The 23,287-nt window shown below is 62.4% G+C and carries 18 protein-coding genes; 16 read left to right on the plus strand and 2 right to left on the minus strand.

What is annotated here, in order from left to right; all coding sequences use genetic code 11:
* The first annotated feature begins 328 nt into the window (after nucleotides 1–328).
* The 4 genes from carA to VOM14_RS07170 all read left to right on the plus strand — a co-directional run bounded on the left by carA (nucleotide 329) and on the right by VOM14_RS07170 (nucleotide 6,119).
* Complete coding sequence (carA, locus tag VOM14_RS07155; RefSeq protein WP_327628014.1) at nucleotides 329–1,483, plus strand: glutamine-hydrolyzing carbamoyl-phosphate synthase small subunit; 1,155 nt, start codon at nucleotides 329–331, stop codon at nucleotides 1,481–1,483.
* 144 nt (nucleotides 1,484–1,627) lie between these two features.
* Complete coding sequence (carB, locus tag VOM14_RS07160) at nucleotides 1,628–4,882, plus strand: carbamoyl-phosphate synthase large subunit (RefSeq protein WP_327628015.1); 3,255 nt, start codon at nucleotides 1,628–1,630, stop codon at nucleotides 4,880–4,882.
* Nucleotides 4,883–5,110: 228 nt separating this feature from the next.
* Nucleotides 5,111–5,587 (plus strand): transcription elongation factor GreA, encoded by a 477-nt coding sequence (gene greA / locus VOM14_RS07165; RefSeq protein WP_327628016.1) that lies wholly within the window; start codon nucleotides 5,111–5,113, stop codon nucleotides 5,585–5,587.
* A 22-nt stretch (nucleotides 5,588–5,609) separates the two neighbouring features.
* Complete coding sequence (locus VOM14_RS07170; RefSeq protein ID WP_327628017.1) at nucleotides 5,610–6,119, plus strand: DUF4149 domain-containing protein; 510 nt, start codon at nucleotides 5,610–5,612, stop codon at nucleotides 6,117–6,119.
* Between the two features lie 88 nt (nucleotides 6,120–6,207).
* On the opposite strand, the gene VOM14_RS07175 is transcribed toward VOM14_RS07170, so the two are convergent.
* Entirely contained in the window at nucleotides 6,208–6,735 is a 528-nt protein-coding gene (locus VOM14_RS07175) for a YhbY family RNA-binding protein (protein WP_327628018.1), read from the minus strand.
* Between the two features lie 210 nt (nucleotides 6,736–6,945).
* Between VOM14_RS07175 and VOM14_RS07180 the strand changes: the two genes are divergently transcribed.
* The 11 genes from VOM14_RS07180 (at nucleotide 6,946) to phoR (ending at nucleotide 19,231) form a co-directional block, all read left to right on the plus strand.
* Nucleotides 6,946–7,608: an RlmE family RNA methyltransferase gene (locus VOM14_RS07180; RefSeq protein WP_327628019.1), complete on the plus strand. Its 663-nt coding sequence runs from the start codon at nucleotides 6,946–6,948 to the stop codon at nucleotides 7,606–7,608.
* A 137-nt stretch (nucleotides 7,609–7,745) separates the two neighbouring features.
* Nucleotides 7,746–9,635, plus strand: coding sequence for an ATP-dependent zinc metalloprotease FtsH (gene ftsH / locus VOM14_RS07185; protein ID WP_327628020.1), 1,890 nt, complete (start codon nucleotides 7,746–7,748; stop codon nucleotides 9,633–9,635).
* Nucleotides 9,636–9,719: 84 nt separating this feature from the next.
* Nucleotides 9,720–10,619 carry a dihydropteroate synthase gene (gene folP, locus VOM14_RS07190; protein WP_442955520.1) on the plus strand — a complete coding sequence of 300 codons (900 nt, stop codon included), beginning with the start codon at nucleotides 9,720–9,722 and terminating at the stop codon, nucleotides 10,617–10,619.
* Between the two features lie 27 nt (nucleotides 10,620–10,646).
* Nucleotides 10,647–12,005, plus strand: coding sequence for a phosphoglucosamine mutase (glmM, locus tag VOM14_RS07195; protein WP_327628021.1), 1,359 nt, complete (start codon nucleotides 10,647–10,649; stop codon nucleotides 12,003–12,005).
* A 445-nt stretch (nucleotides 12,006–12,450) separates the two neighbouring features.
* Nucleotides 12,451–13,482, plus strand: a complete 1,032-nt coding sequence (gene pstS, locus VOM14_RS07200) for a phosphate ABC transporter substrate-binding protein PstS (RefSeq protein WP_327628022.1) — start codon at nucleotides 12,451–12,453, stop codon at nucleotides 13,480–13,482.
* A gap of 166 nt (nucleotides 13,483–13,648) precedes the next feature.
* Complete coding sequence (pstC, locus tag VOM14_RS07205; protein ID WP_327628023.1) at nucleotides 13,649–14,650, plus strand: phosphate ABC transporter permease PstC; 1,002 nt, start codon at nucleotides 13,649–13,651, stop codon at nucleotides 14,648–14,650.
* Entirely contained in the window at nucleotides 14,647–15,543 is an 897-nt protein-coding gene (pstA, locus tag VOM14_RS07210; protein WP_327628024.1) for a phosphate ABC transporter permease PstA, read from the plus strand. Before pstC ends, pstA begins: the two co-directional genes overlap by 4 nt.
* A 17-nt stretch (nucleotides 15,544–15,560) precedes the next feature.
* Nucleotides 15,561–16,409 carry a phosphate ABC transporter ATP-binding protein PstB gene (pstB, locus tag VOM14_RS07215; RefSeq protein WP_327628025.1) on the plus strand — a complete coding sequence of 283 codons (849 nt, stop codon included), beginning with the start codon at nucleotides 15,561–15,563 and terminating at the stop codon, nucleotides 16,407–16,409.
* Between the two features lie 30 nt (nucleotides 16,410–16,439).
* The gene (gene phoU, locus VOM14_RS07220; RefSeq protein ID WP_327628026.1) at nucleotides 16,440–17,144 is read left to right on the plus strand and encodes a phosphate signaling complex protein PhoU; all 705 of its coding nucleotides are present in this window, start codon (nucleotides 16,440–16,442) and stop codon (nucleotides 17,142–17,144) included.
* Nucleotides 17,145–17,170: 26 nt separating this feature from the next.
* Entirely contained in the window at nucleotides 17,171–17,872 is a 702-nt protein-coding gene (gene phoB / locus VOM14_RS07225) for a phosphate regulon transcriptional regulator PhoB (RefSeq protein WP_006051991.1), read from the plus strand.
* Nucleotides 17,873–17,917: 45 nt separating this feature from the next.
* The gene (phoR, locus tag VOM14_RS07230; RefSeq protein WP_327628027.1) at nucleotides 17,918–19,231 is read left to right on the plus strand and encodes a phosphate regulon sensor histidine kinase PhoR; all 1,314 of its coding nucleotides are present in this window, start codon (nucleotides 17,918–17,920) and stop codon (nucleotides 19,229–19,231) included.
* Nucleotides 19,232–19,316: 85 nt separating this feature from the next.
* Here phoR and ppk1 read toward each other — a convergent pair whose 3' ends face one another.
* On the minus strand, nucleotides 19,317–21,380 hold the full coding sequence (ppk1, locus tag VOM14_RS07235) for a polyphosphate kinase 1 (RefSeq protein ID WP_327628028.1): 2,064 nt from the start codon (nucleotides 21,378–21,380) through the stop codon (nucleotides 19,317–19,319).
* A 200-nt stretch (nucleotides 21,381–21,580) separates the two neighbouring features.
* Between ppk1 and ppx the strand changes: the two genes are divergently transcribed.
* Entirely contained in the window at nucleotides 21,581–23,206 is a 1,626-nt protein-coding gene (gene ppx / locus VOM14_RS07240; protein WP_327628029.1) for an exopolyphosphatase, read from the plus strand.
* Nucleotides 23,207–23,287 lie beyond the last annotated feature (81 nt).

Consider the following 23,287-nt stretch of genomic DNA (forward strand, 5'->3'; position numbering starts at 1 on the left):
GCTGGCGCCGACCGCCGGTTCGGCTATCTCGGATTTGGAGAGAGGGGCACTTTCAGGCTATAATTTCAAGGTTTGAGCTTATCAACCCGCACCCTAGCGCCTACCTCTCCCATACCGTTCATCCGCCGCGCGCCATTGGCGTAGCAGGAAGGGCCCGCACCCAGCCGATCCGTCCACACAATGGATACATTGGACACCTCGCGCGCCCCTTGCGACGTCAACGGCAGTACGCGAGCGAGTCTGCGCGCGCATCGCACGATGCTATTCGCTGCGGCTCGCTAACCGGATAGGCAGGTCGGCAACAGGGTGTTCCCCCAAGGAGTCTCCCGTGTTGCCGTCATTTTCCCCCGCTCTGCTCGCGCTCGCCGACGGCACGGTCTTTCGTGGTTATTCGATTGGCGCCCCCGGGCATACCACCGGCGAAGTCGTGTTCAACACCGCTATCACCGGCTATCAGGAAATCCTGACTGACCCGAGCTACGCGCGCCAGATCGTGACCCTCACTTATCCGCACATCGGCAACGTCGGCGTGAACGCCGAAGACGTCGAAGCGACGAAAGTCCATGCCGCCGGGCTGATCATCCGCGATCTGCCGGTTCTCGCTTCGAACTTCCGCATGGAGCGCACGCTCACGCAATATCTCCAGGACGAAGGCGTGGTCGCCATCGCCGGCCTCGACACCCGCAAGCTCACGCGCGTTCTGCGCGACAAGGGCGCGCAGAACGGCGCGATTCTCGCCGGTTCGGACGACGAAGCCCGCGCCATCGAACTCGCGCGCTCGTTCCCGGGCCTCGCGGGCATGGACCTCGCCAAGGTCGTGTCCACGAAGGAAACCTACGAATGGACGCAGAGCGAATGGCGTCTTGGCAGCGGCTACGGCACGCAAAGCGCGCCGAAGTACCGCGTCGTGGCGTTCGACTACGGCGTCAAGTACAACATCCTGCGCATGCTGGCCGAGCGCGGCTGCCACGTCACCGTTCTGCCGGCGCAAGCCACGGCGGCTGACGCGCTCGCGCTCAACCCGGACGGCATCTTCCTGTCGAACGGCCCCGGCGACCCGGAGCCGTGCGACTACGCTATCGCGGCCACCAAAGAACTGATCGAGCGCGGCATTCCGACGTTCGGCATCTGTCTCGGCCATCAGATCATGGGTCTCGCGCTCGGCGCCAAAACCGTGAAGATGAAGACGGGCCACCACGGCGCGAACCATCCGGTGAAAGATCTGGAAGACGGCCGCGTGATCATCACGTCGCAGAACCACGGTTTCGCGGTGGACGCCGACACGCTGCCCGCCAACGCCCGCGTCACGCACGTATCGCTGTTCGACGGCACGCTGCAAGGCTTCGCGCTGACCGACAAGCCGGCCTTCTGCTTCCAGGGCCACCCGGAAGCGTCGCCGGGACCGCACGACATCGCCTATCTGTTCGACCGCTTCACCGCGTTGATGGACGCGAAGAAGGGCGGCAAGACCGCGGCGGCGTAAGGCAGGCGGCTCGAAGGCAAAGCGCGCGCAACGCCTTCGGCGGCGCGCGCCGACGGAAAGAACAGCAACCGGGTTGCATGGGACTGGCGTAAGGCGCTGAAGCGCCGACTCCAGTCGACACAGGAATACATTAGCGAGAGCGTTATGCCCAAGCGGACAGACATCAAGAGCATCCTCATTATCGGCGCGGGGCCGATCATCATCGGCCAGGCGTGCGAGTTCGATTACTCGGGCGCGCAGGCTTGCAAGGCGCTGCGTGAGGAAGGCTACAAGGTCATCCTCGTCAACAGCAACCCCGCGACGATCATGACCGACCCGAACACGGCCGACGTGACCTACATCGAGCCGATCACGTGGGAAGTGGTCGAGCGCATCATCGCGAAGGAGCGCCCGGACGCGATCCTGCCGACCATGGGCGGCCAGACCGCGCTGAACTGCGCGCTCGATCTGCACGCGCACGGCGTGCTGGAGAAGTACAAGGTCGAGCTGATCGGCGCGTCGCCGGAAGCCATCGACAAGGCGGAAGACCGTCAGAAGTTCAAAGACGCGATGACGAAGATCGGCCTCGGTTCGGCCAAGTCGGGCACCGCGCATTCCATGGAGGAAGCGCTCGCCGTGCAGGCCAGGATCGCGGGCGAAACGGGCAGCGGCGGCTACCCGGTCGTGATCCGCCCGTCGTTCACGCTCGGCGGTTCGGGCGGCGGCATCGCGTACAACCGCGAAGAGTTCGAGGAAATCTGCAAGCGCGGCCTCGACCTGTCGCCCACGCGCGAGCTGCTGATCGAAGAATCGCTGCTCGGCTGGAAAGAGTACGAGATGGAAGTGGTCCGCGACAAGCAGGACAACTGCATCATCGTCTGCTCGATCGAAAACCTGGACCCGATGGGCATCCACACCGGCGACTCGATCACGGTCGCGCCGGCGCAAACGCTCACGGACAAGGAATATCAGGTTCTGCGTAACGCGTCGCTCGCGGTGCTGCGCGAAATCGGCGTGGATACGGGCGGCTCGAACGTGCAGTTCTCGATCAATCCGAAAGACGGCCGGATGATCGTGATCGAAATGAACCCGCGCGTGTCGCGCTCGTCGGCGCTGGCATCGAAGGCAACCGGTTTCCCGATCGCCAAGGTCGCGGCCAAGCTGGCAGTGGGTTACACGCTCGATGAGCTCAGAAACGAGATCACTGGCGGCCAGACGCCGGCGTCGTTCGAACCGACCATCGACTACGTCGTCACCAAGATTCCGCGCTTCGCGTTCGAGAAATTCCGCGAAGCCGATTCGCGGCTGACCACGCAAATGAAGTCGGTCGGCGAAGTCATGGCGATCGGCCGCACTTTCCAGGAATCGTTCCAAAAGGCGCTGCGCGGTCTGGAAGTCGGCGTGGACGGTCTGGACGAAAAGACCAGCAACCGCGACGAGATCATCCGCGAGATCGGCGAAGCCGGTCCGGACCGCATCTGGTATGTCGGCGATGCGTTCCGTGTCGGCATGACGGCCGAAGAGATTTTTGAGGAAACCGCGATCGACCCGTGGTTCCTCGCGCAGATCGAGCAGATCGTCCTGAAGGAAAAGGCGCTGGCCGGCCGCACGCTCGCGAGCCTTTCGAAAGAAGAACTGAAGTACCTGAAGCAAAGCGGCTTCTCGGATCGTCGCCTTGCCAGGCTGCTCGGCGCGAAGCCGGCGCAGGTGCGCGCGCGCCGGATCGAGCTGAACGTGCGCCCGGTGTACAAGCGCGTCGATACGTGTGCGGCCGAATTCGCCACGAAAACCGCCTACATGTACTCGACCTACGAGGAAGAGTGCGAAGCGAATCCCACGAACAACAAGAAGATCATGGTGCTGGGCGGCGGCCCGAACCGGATCGGCCAGGGCATCGAGTTCGACTATTGCTGCGTGCACGCCGCGCTCGCCATGCGCGAAGACGGCTACGAAACGATCATGGTCAACTGCAACCCCGAAACCGTTTCGACCGACTACGACACGTCGGACCGGCTTTACTTCGAATCGCTGACGCTGGAAGACGTGCTCGAAATCGTCGACAAGGAAAAGCCGGTCGGCGTGATCGTGCAATACGGCGGCCAGACGCCTCTGAAGCTCGCGCTCGACCTAGAAGCGAACGGCGTGCCGATCATCGGCACGTCGCCGGACATGATTGACGCCGCCGAAGACCGCGAGCGTTTCCAGAAGCTTTTGCAGGACCTCGGCCTGCGCCAGCCGCCTAACCGCACCGCGCGCGCCGAAGACGAAGCGCTCAAGCTCGCCGACGAAATCGGCTATCCGCTGGTGGTGCGTCCGTCATACGTGCTGGGTGGCCGCGCAATGGAAATCGTCCACGAGCCGCGCGACCTCGAACGCTATATGCGCGAGGCCGTGAAGGTGTCGAACGATTCGCCGGTGCTGCTCGACCGCTTCCTGAACGACGCGATCGAGTGCGACGTGGATTGCATCTCCGATGGCACGGACGTGTTCATCGGCGGCGTGATGGAGCACATCGAACAGGCGGGCGTGCATTCGGGCGACTCCGCCTGTTCGCTGCCGCCGTATTCGCTGTCGAAGGAAACCGTGGCTGAGCTGAAGCGTCAGACCGGCGCGATGGCGAAGGCGCTGAACGTGGTCGGCCTGATGAACGTGCAGTTCGCGATTCAGCAGGTTCCGCAGGCCGATGGTTCAAAAGAAGACATCATCTACGTGCTGGAAGTGAATCCGCGCGCGTCGCGCACGGTGCCGTACGTGTCGAAGGCGACCAGCCTGCCGCTCGCGAAGATCGCGGCGCGCGCCATGGTCGGTCAGAAGCTCGCGCAGCAAGGCGTGACGAAGGAAATCGACCCGCCGTACTTCAGCGTGAAGGAAGCCGTGTTCCCGTTCGTCAAATTCCCGGCGGTCGATCCAGTGCTCGGACCGGAAATGCGTTCGACCGGCGAAGTGATGGGCGTCGGCCAAACCTTCGGCGAGGCGCTCTTCAAGTCGCAGCTCGCGGCGGGTTCGCGTCTGCCGGAGTCGGGCACGGTGCTGTTGACCGTGATGGACGCCGACAAGCCGAAGGCCGTCGAAGTCGCGCGCATGCTGCACGAACTCGGTTACCCGATCGTCGCGACGAAGGGCACGGCGGCCGCCATCGAAGCGGCCGGCGTGCCGGTCAAGGTCGTCAACAAGGTGAAGGACGGCCGTCCGCACATCGTCGACATGATCAAGAACGGCGAGATCGCGCTGGTTTTCACGACCGTCGACGAGACGCGCGCGGCGATTGCCGATTCCCGCTCGATCCGTATGAGCGCGCAGGCGAACAAGGTCACGTACTACACGACAATGTCGGGCGCACGCGCGGCTGTCGAAGGCTTGCGCTACCTGAAGGACCTGGAAGTCTATGATTTACAAGGCCTCCATGCTCGCCTAAACTAAGGCTTCGAATTCCTGTCCAAGATGTAAGTGCCGCGGTTAAGCGGCGTTCCGCAGGTGTTGTGGTCCGGATTTTCCCGGGCTGCCGGCTCCCACGGAATGCACTTAACCGCGGTGATTTTTTTTACGGCCGTTTTTTGTTCCAGAGCGCCCCCCAATCTGCCGCTTTCGCGCCAGACCCCCGAGAGGGAGCCAACTTGGGGCGGCCCGGCGTTTTCTCGAGAGTTGTTTATGAGCACTATTCCATTGACTAAGCGTGGCGCAGACATGTTGCGCGACGAATTGCAGCGTCTCAAATCGGTCGAGCGTCCCGCCGTGATCAACTCGATCGCGGAAGCCCGTGCCCAAGGCGATCTGTCGGAAAACGCGGAATACGACGCGGCGAAGGAAAAGCAGGGCTTTATCGAAGGCCGCATTGCCGAAATCGAATCGAAGCTGGCCGGCGCGCAGGTGATCGACCCGTCGCAAGTGGAGGCCGACGGCCGCGTGGTGTTCGGCGCGACGGTCGAGCTGGAAGACCTGGAGTCGGGTGCGTCTGTCAAATATCAGATTGTCGGCGACGACGAAGCGGATATCGACCACGGTCTCATCTCCATCAGCTCGCCGATTGCGCGTGCGCTGATCGGCAAGTCGGAAGGCGACGTCGCGTCGGTGCAGGCGCCGAGCGGCGTGCGCGAGTACGAAATCATCACGGTTAGCTACGTTTAAAAAGGCGGCTCCGGTGTCCTTGATGCCGCATCGAATTTTCCGTCTGCTGACGGTTGTGTGGGTCGGTAGCCTGTTGACTATCGGCTATGCCGTCGCGCCCGTGCTGTTCACCTCGCTCGACCGTACGACGGCGGGCGCAGTGGCCGCGCAACTGTTTCGCATCGAAGGTGTGCTTGGCGCCGTGTGCGGCATTTTGCTGCTCGGTCTGGCCAATGTGGTGATCCGGCGCGGTGGCGGCGCGTATCGTCGTTTGCGCTGGCTGGTCGCCGGCATGCTGATTTGCGTGCTGGTGGGTTACTTCGCGCTGCAGCCGTTCATGAATGCGATGCGCGTCGCCGCGCTCGAAGCCGGCACCGACATCGGCCATTCCGCTTATGCGGCGCGCTTTGGCATGCTGCATGGCGTGTCGAGTGTGTTCTACCTGATCGAAAGCCTGCTCGGCATTGCGCTGGTCTGGAAACTGCCGGCGGGCGCGGAAGCCGGTTCCGCGCAGCAGGGCGCGTGCGGTGCTTCCGGGAAGATGGCGCGCTGAACGCTGATGGCGGCCCGACCTGAAGTCAGGCCGGTCATGCGAGGTGCGGACTTCGCCGCACCTTTTATCCGCCTGTTACTTCGACTGATTACTTCGACTGATGCGCACGCTTTGCGCTGGTTTGCCGCTTCTTTGCGCGCTTGATGTTGCCGCCTTGCGTGACGCGCTCGTTGCCGCGCACCAGCACGTCCTTCGCCTTCGGCTTGCGCATGGGGACTTCGCTGGGCTTCACGACCTTGACCACGCGCGGCGCGCGGCCCTTGCCCGGCTTGGCTTCCACGGCGGCTTCGCGGGCGCTCGGCAGCGCGCCGCGTTTGCCCTTCGCTGCTGGCTGGGCGGCAGCTTCCGGCTTCCAGATCACCAGCAGCTTGCCGATGTGCTGGATCGGTGCGGCGTTCAACTGGTCGCAAATCTGTTCGTAAATGGCGATGCGTTCTTCGCGTTCGTCGCCGAACACGCGGATCTTGATGAGCTGATGAGCGGCGAGGTGAACCTTGATCTCGGCGAGCACGGCGTCGGTCAAGCCTTCGGCGCCGACGAGCACGACCGGTTTGAGCGCATGTGCCTGGGAGCGCAACTCGGCGCGTTGGTCGGAAGAGACTTTGAGGGCGGGCATGGAAAGTGGGAGACTCGACTAAAATGGCGGCACCTGCGTTCCCGATCCCGTCTTCGACGGGTCGAGCGGAACACGATTGGGACACTGCGGCAGGCGGCGCGTCAGGACAACAGAATCGCGGATAACTGCCGTGTTTTGGCGGTGGCCGCGCGAATTAACCGCGTATTATCCGCTAAAGCGTGACATGACGCAGCAAGAGTTCAACGTTTAATGGCAAAAAACAAGTTCAACACGGCGTGGCTGCATGACCACATCAACGATCCGTACGTGAAAATGGCGCAGCGGGAGGGCTATCGCGCCCGCGCTGCCTACAAGCTGAAGGAAATCGACGAGCAGGACAAGCTGATCCGGCCGGGTCAGGTCATTGTCGATCTCGGCTCCACGCCGGGCAGCTGGAGCCAGTACGCGCGCAACAAGCTCGCGAAGGGCGCGCAGCGCGACGCGGAGCGCGAGGGCGGAATCGACGGCACGATCATCGCGCTCGACGTGCTGCCAATGGAGCCCGTCGCCGACGTCCACTTCATTCAGGGCGACTTTCGCGAAGACTCCGTGCTCGGTCAACTGGAAGAATTAGTGGGAGAGCGCCAGGTTGATCTTGTAATTTCGGATATGGCGCCCAACCTGTCGGGAGTGGCGGTGGCGGACGCCGCGCGAATCGAGCATCTGTGCGATCTCGCGTTGGAGTTCTCGCAAAATCACCTGAAACCGCATGGAGCCCTTTTAGTCAAATGCTTTCACGGCAGTGGTTACAGCCAGATTGTCGAAAAGTTCAAGCGCCAGTTCAAGGTGGTGGCTGCCCGCAAGCCCAAAGCTTCGCGGGACAAGTCGTCGGAAACGTTTATTTTGGGTAGGCATCTGAAGCGGCCCGCGTAGGGCGACCCGCGTAGGCCCCCGCTATGCTATTTCTGTGGTAGCGAAACCTTATGGCAGGGGTCTGCGGACTGGATTAGAATGCTTTCGTGGTGCCGCAAGGCAAATGTAGGCGCCCGTCTAAGTGAAGGAGTGGTGCTTTGAACAACAATATGTTTTCGAAGGCAGCAGTGTGGCTGGTTATCGCACTGGTGCTATTTACGGTGTTCAAGCAGTTCGACAAGCCCCGTGTCCAGGAAGGCGTTTCGTATTCGCAGTTCATGGACGACGCGAAGAACGGCAAAGTCAAGAACGTCATTGTCCAGGGGCGGAACCTCACGGTCACTCCAGCAGACGGCCAGAAGTACCAGATCGTGTCGCCCGGCGACATCTGGATGGTCGGCGACCTGATGAAGTATGGCGTGCAGGTGAGCGGCAAGGCCGATGACGAACCGAATGCGCTGGTGTCCGCGCTGTATTACCTCGGGCCGACGATCCTGATCATCGGGTTCTGGTTCTACATGATGCGGCAGATGCAGGGAGGCGGGAAAGGCGGAGCCTTCTCGTTCGGCAAATCGCGCGCGCGTCTGATCGACGAAAACAACAACGCAATCAATTTCACCGACGTCGCCGGTTGCGACGAAGCGAAGGAAGAAGTTTCCGAACTGGTCGATTTCCTGCGCGATCCGCAGAAGTTTCAGAAACTGGGTGGCCGTATTCCACGTGGCGTGCTGCTCGTCGGCCCGCCGGGAACCGGTAAGACGTTGCTTGCGCGCGCCATCGCCGGCGAAGCGAAAGTGCCGTTCTTCAGCATCTCGGGTTCGGACTTCGTCGAAATGTTCGTCGGTGTCGGCGCGGCTCGCGTGCGTGACATGTTCGAGCAGGCGAAGAAGCACGCGCCGTGCATCGTGTTCATCGACGAAATCGACGCGGTCGGCCGTCATCGCGGCGCCGGCATGGGCGGCGGTAACGACGAGCGCGAACAGACGCTGAACCAGATGCTCGTCGAAATGGACGGCTTCGAGGCGAACTCGGGCGTGATCGTGATCGCCGCGACCAACCGTTCCGACGTGCTCGACAAGGCGCTGCTGCGTCCGGGCCGTTTCGATCGCCAGGTGTATGTCGGTCTGCCGGACATCCGCGGTCGCGAACACATCATGAAGGTTCACCTGCGCAAGGTGCCGATTTCGAACGACGTCGACGCAGCGGTCATCGCGCGCGGCACGCCCGGCTTCTCGGGCGCCGATCTGGCGAATCTCGTGAACGAAGCGGCATTGTTCGCGGCGCGCCGTGGCAAGCGCATCGTCGAAATGACGGACTTCGAAGACGCGAAGGACAAGATCTTCATGGGTCCGGAGCGCAAGTCGGCGGTGATTCGCGAGGAATCGAAGCGCGCCACGGCTTACCACGAGTCGGGCCATGCGGTCATCGCTAAGCTGCTGCCGAAGGCCGATCCGGTTCACAAGGTCACGATCATTCCGCGTGGCCGTGCGCTGGGCGTCACGTGGCAATTGCCGGAGCACGACAACGAAACATATTCGAAAGACTATTTGCTGGATCGCCTTGCCATCCTGTTCGGCGGCCGCGTCGCGGAAGAGCTGTTCCTTAACCTGATCAGCACCGGCGCCTCGGACGACTTCAACAAGGCCACCCAAACCGCGCGTGCCATGGTGGCGCGCTTCGGCATGACGGACGCGTTGGGACCGATGGTCTACGTGGACGACGAAAACGACGCCACGCCGTTTGGTCGCGGTTTCACGCGCACCATTTCGGAAGCGACGCAGCAAAAGGTCGACGCGGAAATCCGTCGCGTGCTGGACGAGCAGTACACCCTCGCAAAGCGTTTGCTGGGCGAGAACCGCGACAAGGTCGAAGCCATGACCGCCGCACTGATGGAGTGGGAAACGATCGACTCCGATCAGATCAACGACATCATGGCAGGCCGTCCGCCGCGCTCGCCGAAGAGTTCGCCGCCGTCGGCGAGCGACGCCTCGTCGGGCGGCAGCCCCGGCACCGAAGTCAAGCCGGGTAGCGCCACTGCGCCGGCCTGATCGGCTATCAGTAGAAAGTGCGGGCCGGTGTGTTTTCACACCGGCCCGTTTTGCATTTATCCGTCTTATGTGATGTAACGCTACGTGCCCACAGTCGCTTTTCCGTTTCCCCCTATCCCCGAGCCGTTGCAGTGTGGCCGGTTCAAGCTGACTTTCGAACGCCCATTGGTCATGGGCATCCTGAACGTCACGCCTGATTCTTTTTCCGATGGCGGCCGGTACGCGATGCGTGGCGACGCGTTGCGCCAGGCCGAACGCATGATGCTCGAAGGCGCGGACCTGATCGACATCGGCGGCGAATCGACGCGCCCCGGCGCTCCGCCGGTACCGCTCGACGAGGAGCTCGATCGCGTGATCCCACTCGTCGAACAACTGCGCGGCGCGAACGTGCCGCTTTCCGTCGATACCTACAAGCCGGAAGTCATGCGGCACGTACTCGCTGCAGGCGCCGATCTGATCAACGATATCTGGGGCTTCCGCCTGCCTGGCGCCGTCGATGCGGTGCGCGAAAGCGACTGCGGCCTATGCGTGATGCACATGCTGGGCGAGCCGCAGACCATGCAGCTCGGCGAGCCGGCCTATAGCGACGTCGTGAGCGAAGTCCGGCAGTTTCTCGAAGACCGTGTGTCGGCGCTCAGACAGGCGGGCGTGGCGCGTGGTCGAATCAGCGTCGACCCCGGTTTCGGTTTTGGCAAGGCGGTGGTCGAGCATAACTACGCATTGCTCGCACATCTGCCGGACACGGCGCCGCGCGCCGAGCCGCCTTTTCCGATTCTCGCGGGCATGTCGCGCAAGTCGATGATCGGCGCCGTGACCGGGCGGGCGGCGCCGGAGCGGGTCGCCGGCAGCATTGCCGCGGCGGTGTGCGCGGCGGAGCGCGGCGCCGCGATTTTGCGCGTGCACGACGTCGCGCAAACAGTAGACGCACTGAAAGTCTGGGCAGCCTTGCGCGACGCGGCGAATCACGCCGTCGCGCGCGGCTGAACCCAAAGCAACGGAGGGATGTAAAGCATGGCACGTCGTTATTTCGGCACGGACGGTATTCGGGGCAAGGTCGGCGAAGGTCCGATCACGCCGGAATTTGTATTGCGGCTCGGCTACGCAGCGGGCAAGGTGCTGGCCGGCGCGGACCGCTGGGCGCGCACTGGCACGCGGCCCACGGTGCTGATCGGCAAGGACACGCGGGTGTCGGGCTACATGCTCGAGGCCGCGCTCGAATCGGGCTTTTCGGCCGCCGGTGTCGACGTGATGCTGGCCGGCCCGATGCCCACGCCCGGCATTGCCTATCTGACTCGCGCGTTGCGGCTGGCCGCGGGCGTGGTCATCAGCGCATCGCACAACCCGTATTACGACAACGGCATCAAATTTTTTTCCGCCGACGGCAACAAGCTGCCCGACGAGGTCGAATCGCAGATCGAGGAGCAACTGGAGCTGCCGCTGGCCTGCGCGGCGTCGGAGCAGCTCGGCAAGGCGCGACGTCTCGACGACGCGGCCGGCCGCTACATCGAGTTCTGCAAGAGTACGTTCCCGGCAACGTTCGATCTGCGTGGCCTCAAGCTGGTGGTCGATTGCGCGCATGGCGCCGCCTATGACGTGGCGCCGCACGTTTTCCACGAACTGGGCGCGGAGGTCATTCCGATCGGCGTCGCGCCGAACGGCTTCAATATCAACGACGGTGTCGGCGCGACCGCGCCCGATGCGCTGGTGCGCGCGGTGCGGGCAAACCACGCCGATCTCGGCATTGCGCTCGACGGCGACGCCGACCGTCTGCAGGTCGTCGACGCGGCGGGGCGTCTCTATAACGGCGACGAATTGCTCTACGTGCTGGTCAAAGACCGGATCGCGACGGACGGCAACGTCGAAGGCGCGGTCGGCACGTTGATGACCAACATGGCCGTCGAGGTCGCGTTGCAGGCGGCGGGCGTCAAATTTGTCCGCGCGGCCGTGGGCGACCGCTACGTGCTCGAACAGTTGCGCGAGCACGGCTGGCAGCTCGGCGCAGAGGGCTCTGGCCACATTCTGTCGCTCGACCGTCATTCGACGGGCGACGGCATCGTCTCGGCGTTGCTCGTGCTCGCCGCAATGAAGCGCAGCGACAAGACACTGGAGGAACTGCTCGACGGCGTCACGCTGTTCCCGCAGAAGCTGATCAATGTGCGGATGAAGCCAAACGCCGACTGGAAAAACAGCGATACGATCCGGCGCGCCATCAGCCATGCCGAAGATGCACTGCATGGCCGCGGGCGCGTGCTGATTCGCGCGTCCGGCACCGAACCGGTGCTGCGCGTGATGGTGGAGGCGGAACATGCCGACGACGCGCTTTGTCATGCGGAATCGATCGCGGCAGCCGTGACGCAGGCAACGGCTTAAGCAGGCTTTTACAACCGACGGCGGGGCGCACTATAGTGGTTCCGCCATCGTCCCGTTGTCGGCCGTCCGCAGGCCGCTGACGGCGCTCCAAACCAGCCGGATGCGTATTGCATCACGCCTCGTATCAAATCCCCGTATCAAATCCTCGCGTCCCTACACACGCAAGCTCCCACGCGAGCCTCATTGTCCAAGCCACTCGCAACCCGCAGCCCGGCAGCGTCGCGCATCGAGCGCAAACGTTCGCGCCCCCTATTTTTCATCTAATCTGTACAGGAATTGCTGAAAACGTCGCGCGACCGCCGATTTATCCGCCGAAACGCCTTTCACGTTAGTAAACGCACTGTCACATACGTTTCACGGGCAGTCACGTTACTGTCACAAATAGACCCTAAGCTTCGCGGTGTTCGTGTTACAGGCTCACACCGCTCACACCTTTGGAGGTCTCATGAAATTGATGCAAACCGTGTTCGCTGGCGTCGCTGGCGCGTTCTTCGCGATCGCAGCACAAGCCGCAGACATCACCGGCGCGGGCAGCACCTTCGCAGCACCGATCTACACGAAATGGGCCGACGCATATCAGAAGTCCGGCGGCGGCAAGGTGAACTATCAGGGTATCGGTTCGTCGGGCGGTATCAAGCAGATCGTCGCGAAGACGGTCGACTTCGCCGGTTCGGACGCTCCGCTGAAGGACGACGAACTCGCCAAGGAAGGTCTGTTCCAATTCCCGACGGTGGTTGGCGGCGTGGTTCCCGCGATCAACGTGCCGGGCGTGAAGGCTGGTGAACTGACGCTGTCGGGCGAAGTGCTCGGCGAAATCTATCTGGGCAAGATCAAGAAGTGGAATGATCCGGCAATCGTCGCGTTGAACCCGAAGATCAAGCTGCCGGACACCGACATCGCCGTGGTTCGCCGCGCCGACGGTTCGGGCACGACGTTCATCTGGACGAACTATCTGTCGAAGGTCAGCCCCGACTGGAAGTCGAAGGTCGGTGAAGGTTCGACCGTCAACTGGCCGACGGGTACGGGCGGCAAGGGCAACGACGGCGTCGCCGCTTTCGTGCAGCGTCTGCCGGGCGCAATCGGTTATGTGGAATGGGCGTACGCGAAGCAGAACCACATGACGTACGTGGCGCTGAAGAACTCGACGGGCGCAGTGGTCGAGCCGAAGACGGAAACGTTCAAGGCAGCGGCAGCGGGCGCGGACTGGTCGAAGTCGTTCTACCAGATCCTGACGAACGAGCCGGGCAAGAACGCATGGCCGATCGTCGGCGCGACGTTCGTGCTGCTGCACACGACGCAGGACAAGGCGCCGCAAGGCACCGAAACGCTGAAGTTCTTCGACTGGGCGTTCAAGAACGGCACGCAAGCCGCGAACGACCTGGACTACATCTCGCTGCCGGATTCGGTGACCGCCGAAATCCGCACGCAGTGGAAGTCGAAGGTGAAGGACGCTTCGGGCAAGGCGATCGCCGAGTAAGCATGGCTCCCGTAATCACGGGCAACGGCTTCACGTAATACATTGGCCGTCCTCAGGTGAGGACGGCCAATGGCTTTGACCGTACTGAACACGCATCACCGCATTCATGCATCACCCGCCGCGCGACATATGTCGTCCGGCAACTGGAAAAGGTCCATCAGGCTCTATGTCCGACATCGAACTCGCGTCAGGCGTTCCGGGGGCGACACCACCCGGCGGCGCGTCGCAGCAGAAGGCGCCCAGCCGCGCCGGCGACGTGATCTTCGGCGGCCTCGCGCGCCTCGCCGCCATCATCACGTTGTTGCTGCTCGGCGGGATCATCGTCTCGCTTATCATCGCTTCCATGCCGTCGATCAAGCAATTCGGCTTGAGCTTCCTGTGGACTTCCGAGTGGGATCCGCCGAGCAAGCAGTTCGGCGCGCTGGTGCCGATCTACGGCACGATCGCCACATCGATCATTGCACTCATCATCGCGGTGCCCGTCAGCTTCGGCATCGCGCTTTTTCTTACCGAACTTTCGCCCGCATGGCTGCGCCGGCCGCTCGGCATCGCGATCGAGCTGCTCGCCGCGATCCCGTCGATTGTCTACGGCATGTGGGGTCTGCTCGTGTTCGCGCCCATCTTCGCGACGTGGTTCGAGAAGCCGCTCGGCGCGGTGCTCGGCGGCATTCCGGTGGTCGGCGCGCTGTTTCAGGGCGCGCCTATCGGCATCGGCATTCTGTGCGCGGGCGTGATTCTCGCGATCATGATCATTCCGTACATCGCCTCGGTGATGCGCGACGTGTTCGAAGTCACGCCGGTGCTGCTGAAAGAGTCGGCCTACGGCATCGGCTGCACGACGTGGGAAGTGATGTGGAAGATCGTGCTGCCCTTTACGAAGAGCGGTGTGATCGGCGGTGTGATGCTCGGCCTCGGCCGCGCGCTCGGCGAGACGATGGCCGTGACCTTCGTGATCGGCAATACGAATCTGCTCGATAACGTGTCGCTCTTTTCGCCGGGCAACAGCATCACGTCGGCGCTCGCCAACGAATTCGCGGAAGCGGACCCGGGCTTGCACACGTCGGCGCTAATGGAACTCGGCCTCATCCTCTTTGTGATTACGTTCATCGTGCTGGCGATTTCGAAGATCATGCTGCTTCGTCTGGAGAAAGGGGAGGGCGCGAAATGAGCCAGCCCACCTTGAACATGCCGGGCTCCCACGACGCCGCGGCGCTCGAAAAAATGCGCGTGCGTCTGCAAGGACGCCGCCGCATGCAGAACGCGATCGCGTTGACGCTGTCGCTCGCGGCCATGGCATTCGGTCTGCTGTGGCTGATCTGGATTCTGTACACGACGCTGCGGCTCGGCATCGGCGGTTTGTCGGTCGATCTGTTCACGCAGTCCACGCCGCCGCCGAACACCGATGGCGGCGGTCTCGCCAACGCGATTGTCGGCAGCCTGCTGCTGGTCGCGATCGCAACCTTCGTGGGCACGCCGATCGGCATTCTGGCCGGCGTCTATCTCGCCGAATACGGCCAGAAGCGTTGGCTGGCGAGCGTCACGCGCTTCATCAACGACATTCTGTTGTCGGCGCCGTCGATCGTCGTCGGTCTTTTCGTGTATGCGCTCGTGGTTGCGAAGATGGGGCACTTCAGCGGCTGGGCCGGCGTGTTCGCGCTCGCGCTGCTGCAGATTCCGATCGTGATCCGCACCACTGAAAACATGCTGAAACTCGTGCCGAACGCGCTGCGTGAAGCGGCCTTCGCACTCGGCACGCCGAAGTGGAAGATGGTGCTCTCGATCACGCTGAAGGCGTCGGTGGCCGGCATTGTCACGGGCGTTCTGCTCGCCGTCGCGCGCATTGCCGGCGAAACCGCGCCGCTGCTTTTCACGGCGTTGTCGAATCAGTTTTTCTCGGCGGATCTCGGCCAGCCGGTCGCGAATCTGCCGGTCACAATCTACAAGTTTGCGATGAGCCCGTTCGCGCAATGGCAATCGCTCGCGTGGGCCGGCGTCTTCCTGATCACGCTCGCGGTGCTGGGATTGAACATCCTCGCGCGCACGATCTTCTCGAACAAGTAAGGGCGGAGTGTAATCCGATGAATATGGCAGAAACTCAACTCAATCCGATCTCGCGTTCCACTGCGCCCGCCGGCTCCGACCCCGCGCAGAACGGCCAGGACTCGTCGCCGTCGCGTCCGAAGATCGAGGTCAACGACCTGAACTTCTTCTACGGCAAGTATCACGCGCTGAAGAACATCAACCTGCGGATTCCCGAAGGCAAGGTGACCGCGTTCATCGGCCCGTCGGGCTGCGGCAAGTCCACCTTGCTGCGCACGTTCAACAAGATGTTCGCGCTCTATCCGGAGCAGCGCGCCGAAGGCGAAATCCTGATGGACGGCGAAAACCTGCTGACGTCCAAGCGCGATATCTCGCTCCTGCGCGCGCGGATCGGCATGGTGTTCCAGAAGCCGACGCCGTTCCCGATGTCGATCTACGACAACATCGCGTTCGGCGTGAAGATGTTCGAATCGCTGCCGCGTTCGGAAATGGACGACCGCGTCGAATGGGCGCTCACCAAGGCCGCGCTGTGGAACGAAGTGAAGGACAAGCTCGGCCAGAGCGGCTACGGTTTGTCGGGTGGCCAGCAGCAGCGTTTGTGCATTGCGCGTGGCATCGCGATCCGTCCGGAAGTGCTGCTGCTCGACGAGCCGTGCTCGGCACTGGACCCGATTTCGACGGGCCGCATCGAAGAACTGATCGCCGAACTGAAGAGCGATTACACGGTGGTGATCGTCACGCACAACATGCAGCAGGCGGCCCGCTGTTCGGACTACACTGCCTATATGTACCTTGGCGAATTGATCGAATTCGGCGACACCGAAAAGATCTTCATCAAGCCGGTCCGCAAGGAAACCGAAGACTACATTACCGGCCGCTTCGGCTAATTTCGCCGGGCAAATACAACGGAGTACGACATGACCGATAAACACCTGTCCAGTCAGTTCGACGCCGACCTGAATCTGGTTTCCTCGAAGGTGCTCGAAATGGGCGGCCTCGTCGAATCGCAGATCGTCAAAGCCATGCAGGCGCTCAACGAGTTCGATCTCGACGTCGCCGAACAGGTGATCGCCGCGGAAGATCGCCTGAACAAGATGGAAGTCGACATCGACGAAGAGTGCAGCAACATCATCGCGCGCCGTCAGCCGGCCGCGCGCGATTTGCGCCTTTTGATCGCGATTTCGAAGACCATCACGAATCTCGAACGCGCCGGCGACGAAGCCGAAAAAATCGCCAAGCGCACCAAGCGTCTGATGGAAGACGGCGCGTCGCGCACCATCAATATCGCCGAGATCAAGCTGTCGGGCGAGATGGCGGTGTCGATTCTGCGCCGCGCGCTCGACGCGTTCGCGCGTCTCGACACGGTGGCCGCCGCGCAGATCGTGCGCGACGACAAGGCGATCGACGAGGAATTCCGTGCGTTCGTGCGCAAGCTGATTTCGTACATGACCGAAGATCCACGCTCCATTTCGGTCGGCCTCGACTTTCTGTTCATCGCGAAGGCGATCGAGCGAATCGGCGACCATGCGAAGAACATCGCCGAATTCATCATCTACATCGTGAAGGGCACGGACGTGCGGCACAAGTCGCGCGACGCGCTCGAGCGCGAAGCGCTCAGTTAATCCAGAGATAAGGACCAGAGGTGCCGATGCCCAGCAGCATTCTCGTCATTGAAGATGAGCCCGCTATTTCCGAACTGATTTCGGTCAATCTTCAACATGCCGGACACTGCCCGATTCGCGCGTACAACGCGGAGCAGGCGCAGAACCTGATCAGCGACGTATTGCCCGACCTCGTCCTGCTCGACTGGATGCTGCCGGGCAAGTCGGGCATTGCGTTCGCGCGCGACCTGCGCAACAACGAGCGCACGAAGCACATTCCGATCATCATGCTGACGGCGCGTGGCGACGAGCAGGACAAGGTGCTCGGCCTTGAAATCGGCGCGGACGACTACGTCACCAAGCCGTTTTCGCCGAAGGAACTGATGGCGCGCATCAAGGCGGTGCTGCGCCGCCGCGCGCCGCAGCTCACCGAGGACGTGGTCGCGATCAACGGTCTGAAGCTCGATCCGGCAACGCATCGCGTCGCGGCGCACGCCGAGGGCAGCGAGATCAAGCTCGATCTCGGCCCGACGGAGTTCCGTCTGCTGCACTTTTTCATGACGCACCCCGAGCGCGTGCACAGCCGTACGCAACTGCTCGATCAGGTGTGGGGCGATCACGTATTTGTCGAAGAGCGCACCGTCGACGTGCACATCAAGCGGCTGCGCGCGGCGCTCAAGCCGGCCGGCTGCGATGCTATGATCGAGACGGTCCGCGGCAGCGGCTATCGCCTCGCCAAGAGCGCTTGACCCTGGCGGGGGGCGCGCACGCCGTTTTCTTCGATCGTTTAGACCATGAACATCATCTGGGCGCGCTCCGTCGTTGCGATCGTGCTGCTCGCCATACTGTGCGTGGTGGTCGGCGCATTCGTGAACCTGAAGGCAGCATTGATCCTCGCGGTCGTCTTGCTGCTCGTGCAGAACTTTTTCGGCACGTTTCATAAAGAGCGGTTGTGGCGTCTGCTCGACGCGCCGGTGTACGGCGAAGTGCCGAGCGCCCCCGGCATCTGGGGCGAAATCTATTACCGTCTGCACAAGCTGGCAAAGCGCTGGCATGCGCAGGTGCGTCAGGTCGAGCAACAGCATTCGCGCTTCATTCAGGCCATTCAGGCTTCGCCGAACGGCGTCGCGATGCTCGACGACCACGATCAGATCGAGTGGTGCAACGCCATCTCCGAAGTGCATTTCGGTCTCGATGCCAAGCGCGATTTGCGTCAACACATTACGCATCTGGTGCGTCAGCCGGATTTCGTGCGTTACCTGAACTCGCACCACTACGAAGAAATGCTGATCATGCGCGGCATGGGCACGAAGCGGCAGAACGTGCTCTCGGTGCAGGTGTTTCCTTACGGCGAGAACCGCAAGCTGGTGCTCTCGCAAGACATTACCGAGCTGGAGCGTACCGACGCGATGCGGCGCGACTTTGTCGCGAATGTGTCGCATGAACTGAAGACGCCGCTGACCGTGCTGTCGGGTTTTCTCGAGACGATGCGCGAGCTGCCGCTGGGCGAAGCGGAGCGCGCGCGTTATCTTGAGTTGATGGAGCAGCAGGCGTCGCGCATGCGCCATATCGTGAACGATCTGCTCGTGCTCGCCAAACTCGAAGGCGACAACAAACCGCCGAGCGATCACATGATCGATATGCGCGCCGTGTTGCGGCATCTGCGTGACGACGCGGAAAGTCTGTCGAGCGATCATCATCGGCTGACCTTCGACGCCGATGAAGAGCTGACCGTGACGGGCGTCGAAACTGAAATTCTGAGCGCGTTCGGCAACCTCGTGACCAACGCGATTCGCTATACGCCCGACGGCGGCACGATCAAGGTGAACTGGCAGGCGCAAGGCGGCGTCGCTGTGTTTTCCGTGACGGACAGCGGCCTGGGCATTCCGGCCGCCGACATCCCGAGGCTCACGGAGCGCTTCTATCGCGTCGATCGCAGCCGCTCGCGCGATACCGGCGGCACCGGGCTCGGACTCGCCATCGTCAAGCATGTGCTGCAACGGCACGACGCGCTACTCGAAGTGAAAAGCGAAGAAGGGCGCGGCAGCACTTTTTCGGTGACGTTTCCGTTGGATCGCACCGCGCGGCGGCAGCCGGCGAATGTGTGAGGGACGCTGCGAGGTCAGCCCTGGTGTGGTGTTGTGTGGTGTAAAAAAGCCCGCTAAAAAAGCGGGCTTTTTTATTTGCGCGACGTCACGAACAAAACTTCGCCAACAAACTCATCTGCGCATTGCGCGACGATTTCCCCGGCCGCCGGCGACGATAATGGCCGTCGCTTTGCATGAGCCACGCGGACTGATTGTCGCCGAGGAAGGCCGACAGTCCCTCCGCGATCACGCGCCGCTTCAGGCGCCGATTGTTGACGGGAAACGCGACTTCCACGCGGCGGAAGAAGTTGCGATCCATCCAGTCCGCGCTCGACAGATACACCTGTTCGCGGCCGTCGTCGTAGAAATAGTAAATGCGATGATGTTCGAGAAAGCGCCCGACAATCGAGCGCACCGTGATGTTCTCCGACAGACCCGGCACGCCCGGCTGCAACGAACACACGCCGCGCACGATCAGGTCGATCTTCACGCCGGCTTGCGACGCCTCGTACAACTCCGCGATCACCGTGGGTTCGAGCAGCGCGTTCATCTTCGCGACGATGCGCGCCTTCTTGCCCGCGCGCGCGTGCTCGGCTTCGGCGCGAATCGCGTCGACCAGTTTCGGATGCAGCGTGAAAGGCGACTGCCACAACTCGTGCAGCTTCAGCTCGCCGCCGATGCCGGTGAGCTGCTGAAACACGTGATGCACGTCTTCGCAGATCTTCTGATCCGCGGTCATCAAGCCGAAGTCGGTGTAAAGACGCGCCGTGCGCGGATGGTAGTTGCCGGTGCCCAGATGCACATAGCGCTTGAGCGTCGTCTTGCCGCCGACCGTGGCGCGTCGCACGATCAGCATCATCTTCGCGTGGCACTTGTGGCCGACCACGCCGTACACGACGTGCGCGCCGACCGCTTCGAGCTGCGACGCCCAGTTGATGTTCGTCTCTTCGTCGAAGCGGGCGAGCAGCTCGACCACCACCGTGACTTCCTTGCCGTTGCGCGCGGCTTGCATGAGCGCGTCCATCAATGGCGAGTCGGTGCCGGTGCGATAGATGGTCTGCTTGATCGCGACCACGTTCGGATCTTTGGCCGCCTGCAACAGCAGTTCGAGAACCGGCTGAAAACTTTCGTACGGATGATGCAGCAGCACGTCGCCCTGATCGATCACATCGAACATGCTCGCGCTGTTGGCGATGGATGTCGGAATCGCGGGAATGTGCGGCACGAACTTCAGATCGGGCCGATCCACCATCTCCGGCAATTGCATCAGACGCACGAGATTGACGGGACCGTTTGCGTAATAGCAGTCCTTGTCCGTGAGGCCGCTCTCGTCGAGCAGGCGGCGCACGACATGCGCGGGCGTTTCCGCCGACACTTCCAGGCGCACCGCATTGCCCAGATGCCGCGCCGGCAATTCGCCTTGCAGCGCGACGCGCAAATTGGTGATTTCGTCTTCGTCGACGAAGAGTTCGCTATTGCGTGTGATGCGAAACTGATTGCAACTGCGCACCACGAGATTGGGAAACAGCTCGCCGACAAAGCGCTGCAACAGCGAACTCAGCAGCACGAAACCATGCGGATAGCCCGACAGTTCCTGCGGCATGCGCACGAGCCGCGGCAACGCGCGCGGCGCTTGCACGATGCCCATCATCGCCTGACGGCCGAACGCGTCCTTGCCTTCCAGTTCGACGACGAAGTTCAGGCTCTTGTTGAGCACGCGCGGAAACGGATGCGCCGGGTCGAGGCCGATTGGCGTGAGCACGGGCAGCAGTTCGTCGAAGAAGTAGTTGCGCGCCCATTCGGTCTGCGCTTCGCTCCACGCTTCCGTGCCGTGAAAATAGATGCCTTCCGCTTCGAGCGCCGTGAGCACGGTGTCGTGCAGCATCGTGTACTGCCGGTGCACGAGCCTCTGCGCGCGTTCGACCACGAGGTCGTACACATGCTGCAACGACATGCCGTCGGGCGACAGCGCGCCGGGGTTGTCGCGCATCTGTTCCTGCAGTCCGGCCATGCGGACTTCGAAGAACTCGTCGAGATTGCTACTGGTGATGCAGATGAAGCGCAGGCGCTCAAGCAGAGGAACGGCGGGATCGGCGGCTTGCGCCAGCACACGCTCGTTGAAACCCAGAATGCCCAGCTCGCGATTCAATAAGGGGTAGCGGATGGACATCGGCAGCGAGAAAGGAATGTCGGATTGGGAGGCGGAAAGACGCTCGGAAATTCTCACAGTATGATGACGTTGTTATGACATTCTCAGTTTTTTGATTCTACGCTGGAATCCTCGTCTGTCGTCAATATGACGCAGTGGTATGGGAGCATGAGGCGCCCCCATCCCCGCGAGGTGACATCGTGAGCTCCGGTACGCTTAGAATGGCGTCTTTGAACAGCGCGGCCGGCCGCAAGGCGCCTCGGGCGTCGGGCGGAAGTGAGACCTTGCTCATATCCACCGCCGCCGCGCTTGCGCGCATGGAGTCCGCACACCCGATGGTCAATACCCCACAACTCCTCGCTGCCGTCGATCTCGGTTCGAACAGCTTCCGGCTGATCGTCGGCCGGGTCGAGGAAACCGACGCGGGCAGCCAGATTTATCAGGTCGACGCATTGCGTGAGCCGGTGCGTCTTGCCGCGGGTCTGTCGCGCGACAAGATGCTCGACCGCGCGTCGCAAGTGCGCGGCTGGGACGCGCTGAAGCGCTTCGGCGAGCGGCTGCGCGATTTTCATCCCGATCACGTTCGCGCGGTCGCAACCAATACGTTGCGCATCGCGAAGAATGCCGGCGAGTTTCTCGGCGAGGCGCAGGCGGCGCTCGGTTTTCCCATTGAAGTGATTGCCGGGCGCGAAGAAGCGCGCCTCATTTACGCGGGCGCAGCACACTCCGTGCCCGCGAGTCCGGGCAAACGGCTCGTGGTGGACATCGGCGGCGGCTCGACGGAATTCATCATTGGTTCGCATTACACGCCGATCAAGATGGAGAGCCTGTACATCGGCTGCGTGAGCCATAGCCGCGCATTTTTCCCGGCGGGCAACGTCGACGAATACACGATGCGTCAGGCCGAACTCGCCGCGGGCCGCGAAATCCAGATCATTTCCGCCGAATACAAGAAGACGGGCTGGGAGCAGGCCATTGGTTCGTCGGGCACGGCGCGCGCGCTCGCCGAACTGGTCGAGGCCAACGGCTTCAACGATGCCGGCATCACGCACGGCATTTCGCGCGGCGGACTGGAGCGCCTGAAGCGCGCGCTGATCAAGGCGGAGAACGTCAATCGGCTGAAGCTCGTCGCGTTGAAGGCCGACCGGATTCCGGTGCTCGCGGGCGGGCTGTCGATCATGATCGCGGTGTTCGACGAACTGGGCGTCGATTACGTTGACACGACAGACGGCGCGTTGCGACTTGGCGTGCTCTACGATCTGCTCGGCCGTTCGCAGCACGAAGACATGCGCACGGTCACGGTGGAAGGCTTCATGCGCCGCTATGGCGTGGATCGCGCGCAGGCGGGGCGCATCGGCGAACTTGCGGTGCGCTTTTACGATCAGTTCGTCGAGCCCGACGAAGAGCGTCGCGTGGAGAATCGCATGTTTCTCGGCTGGGCGGCCGCGCTGCATGAAATCGGTTTGTCGATCTCGCACAGCGCGTATCACAAGCATTCGGCGTATATCGCGAGCAATGCGGACATGCCGGGCTTTTCGCGCACCGACCAGGCGCGCCTCGCGGCGCTGGTGCTCGGTCATGCGGGCAAGCTCGGCAAACTGTCGCAAACGCGCGAGGTGGAATGGCCGTTGCTGTTCTGTCTGCGGCTCGCCGCGCTGTTGTGCCGACGTCGCGCGGATGTCGGTCTGCCCGGCATTCTCGTCGCGCAGGCTAACGGCGGCTACGAGGTGCGTTTGCCCAGCGAGTGGGTCGCCAACAATCCGCTCACCGACTACAGCCTGATTCAGGAAGCGGCGGAGTGGGAAAAAGTTGGCATTCCGTATCGAGTGGTTTATACGGAAGAGTGACGCTGTCGCATGAAAAAAAGCCCGGTTTTTTCCGGGCTTTTTTCATTTCGGCGTTGCCGCGCGAAAGCGGATCAGAAGCTG

It is taken from the genome of Paraburkholderia sp. MPAMCS5 (assembly GCF_036016995.1).
GTDB lineage: Bacteria > Pseudomonadota > Gammaproteobacteria > Burkholderiales > Burkholderiaceae > Paraburkholderia.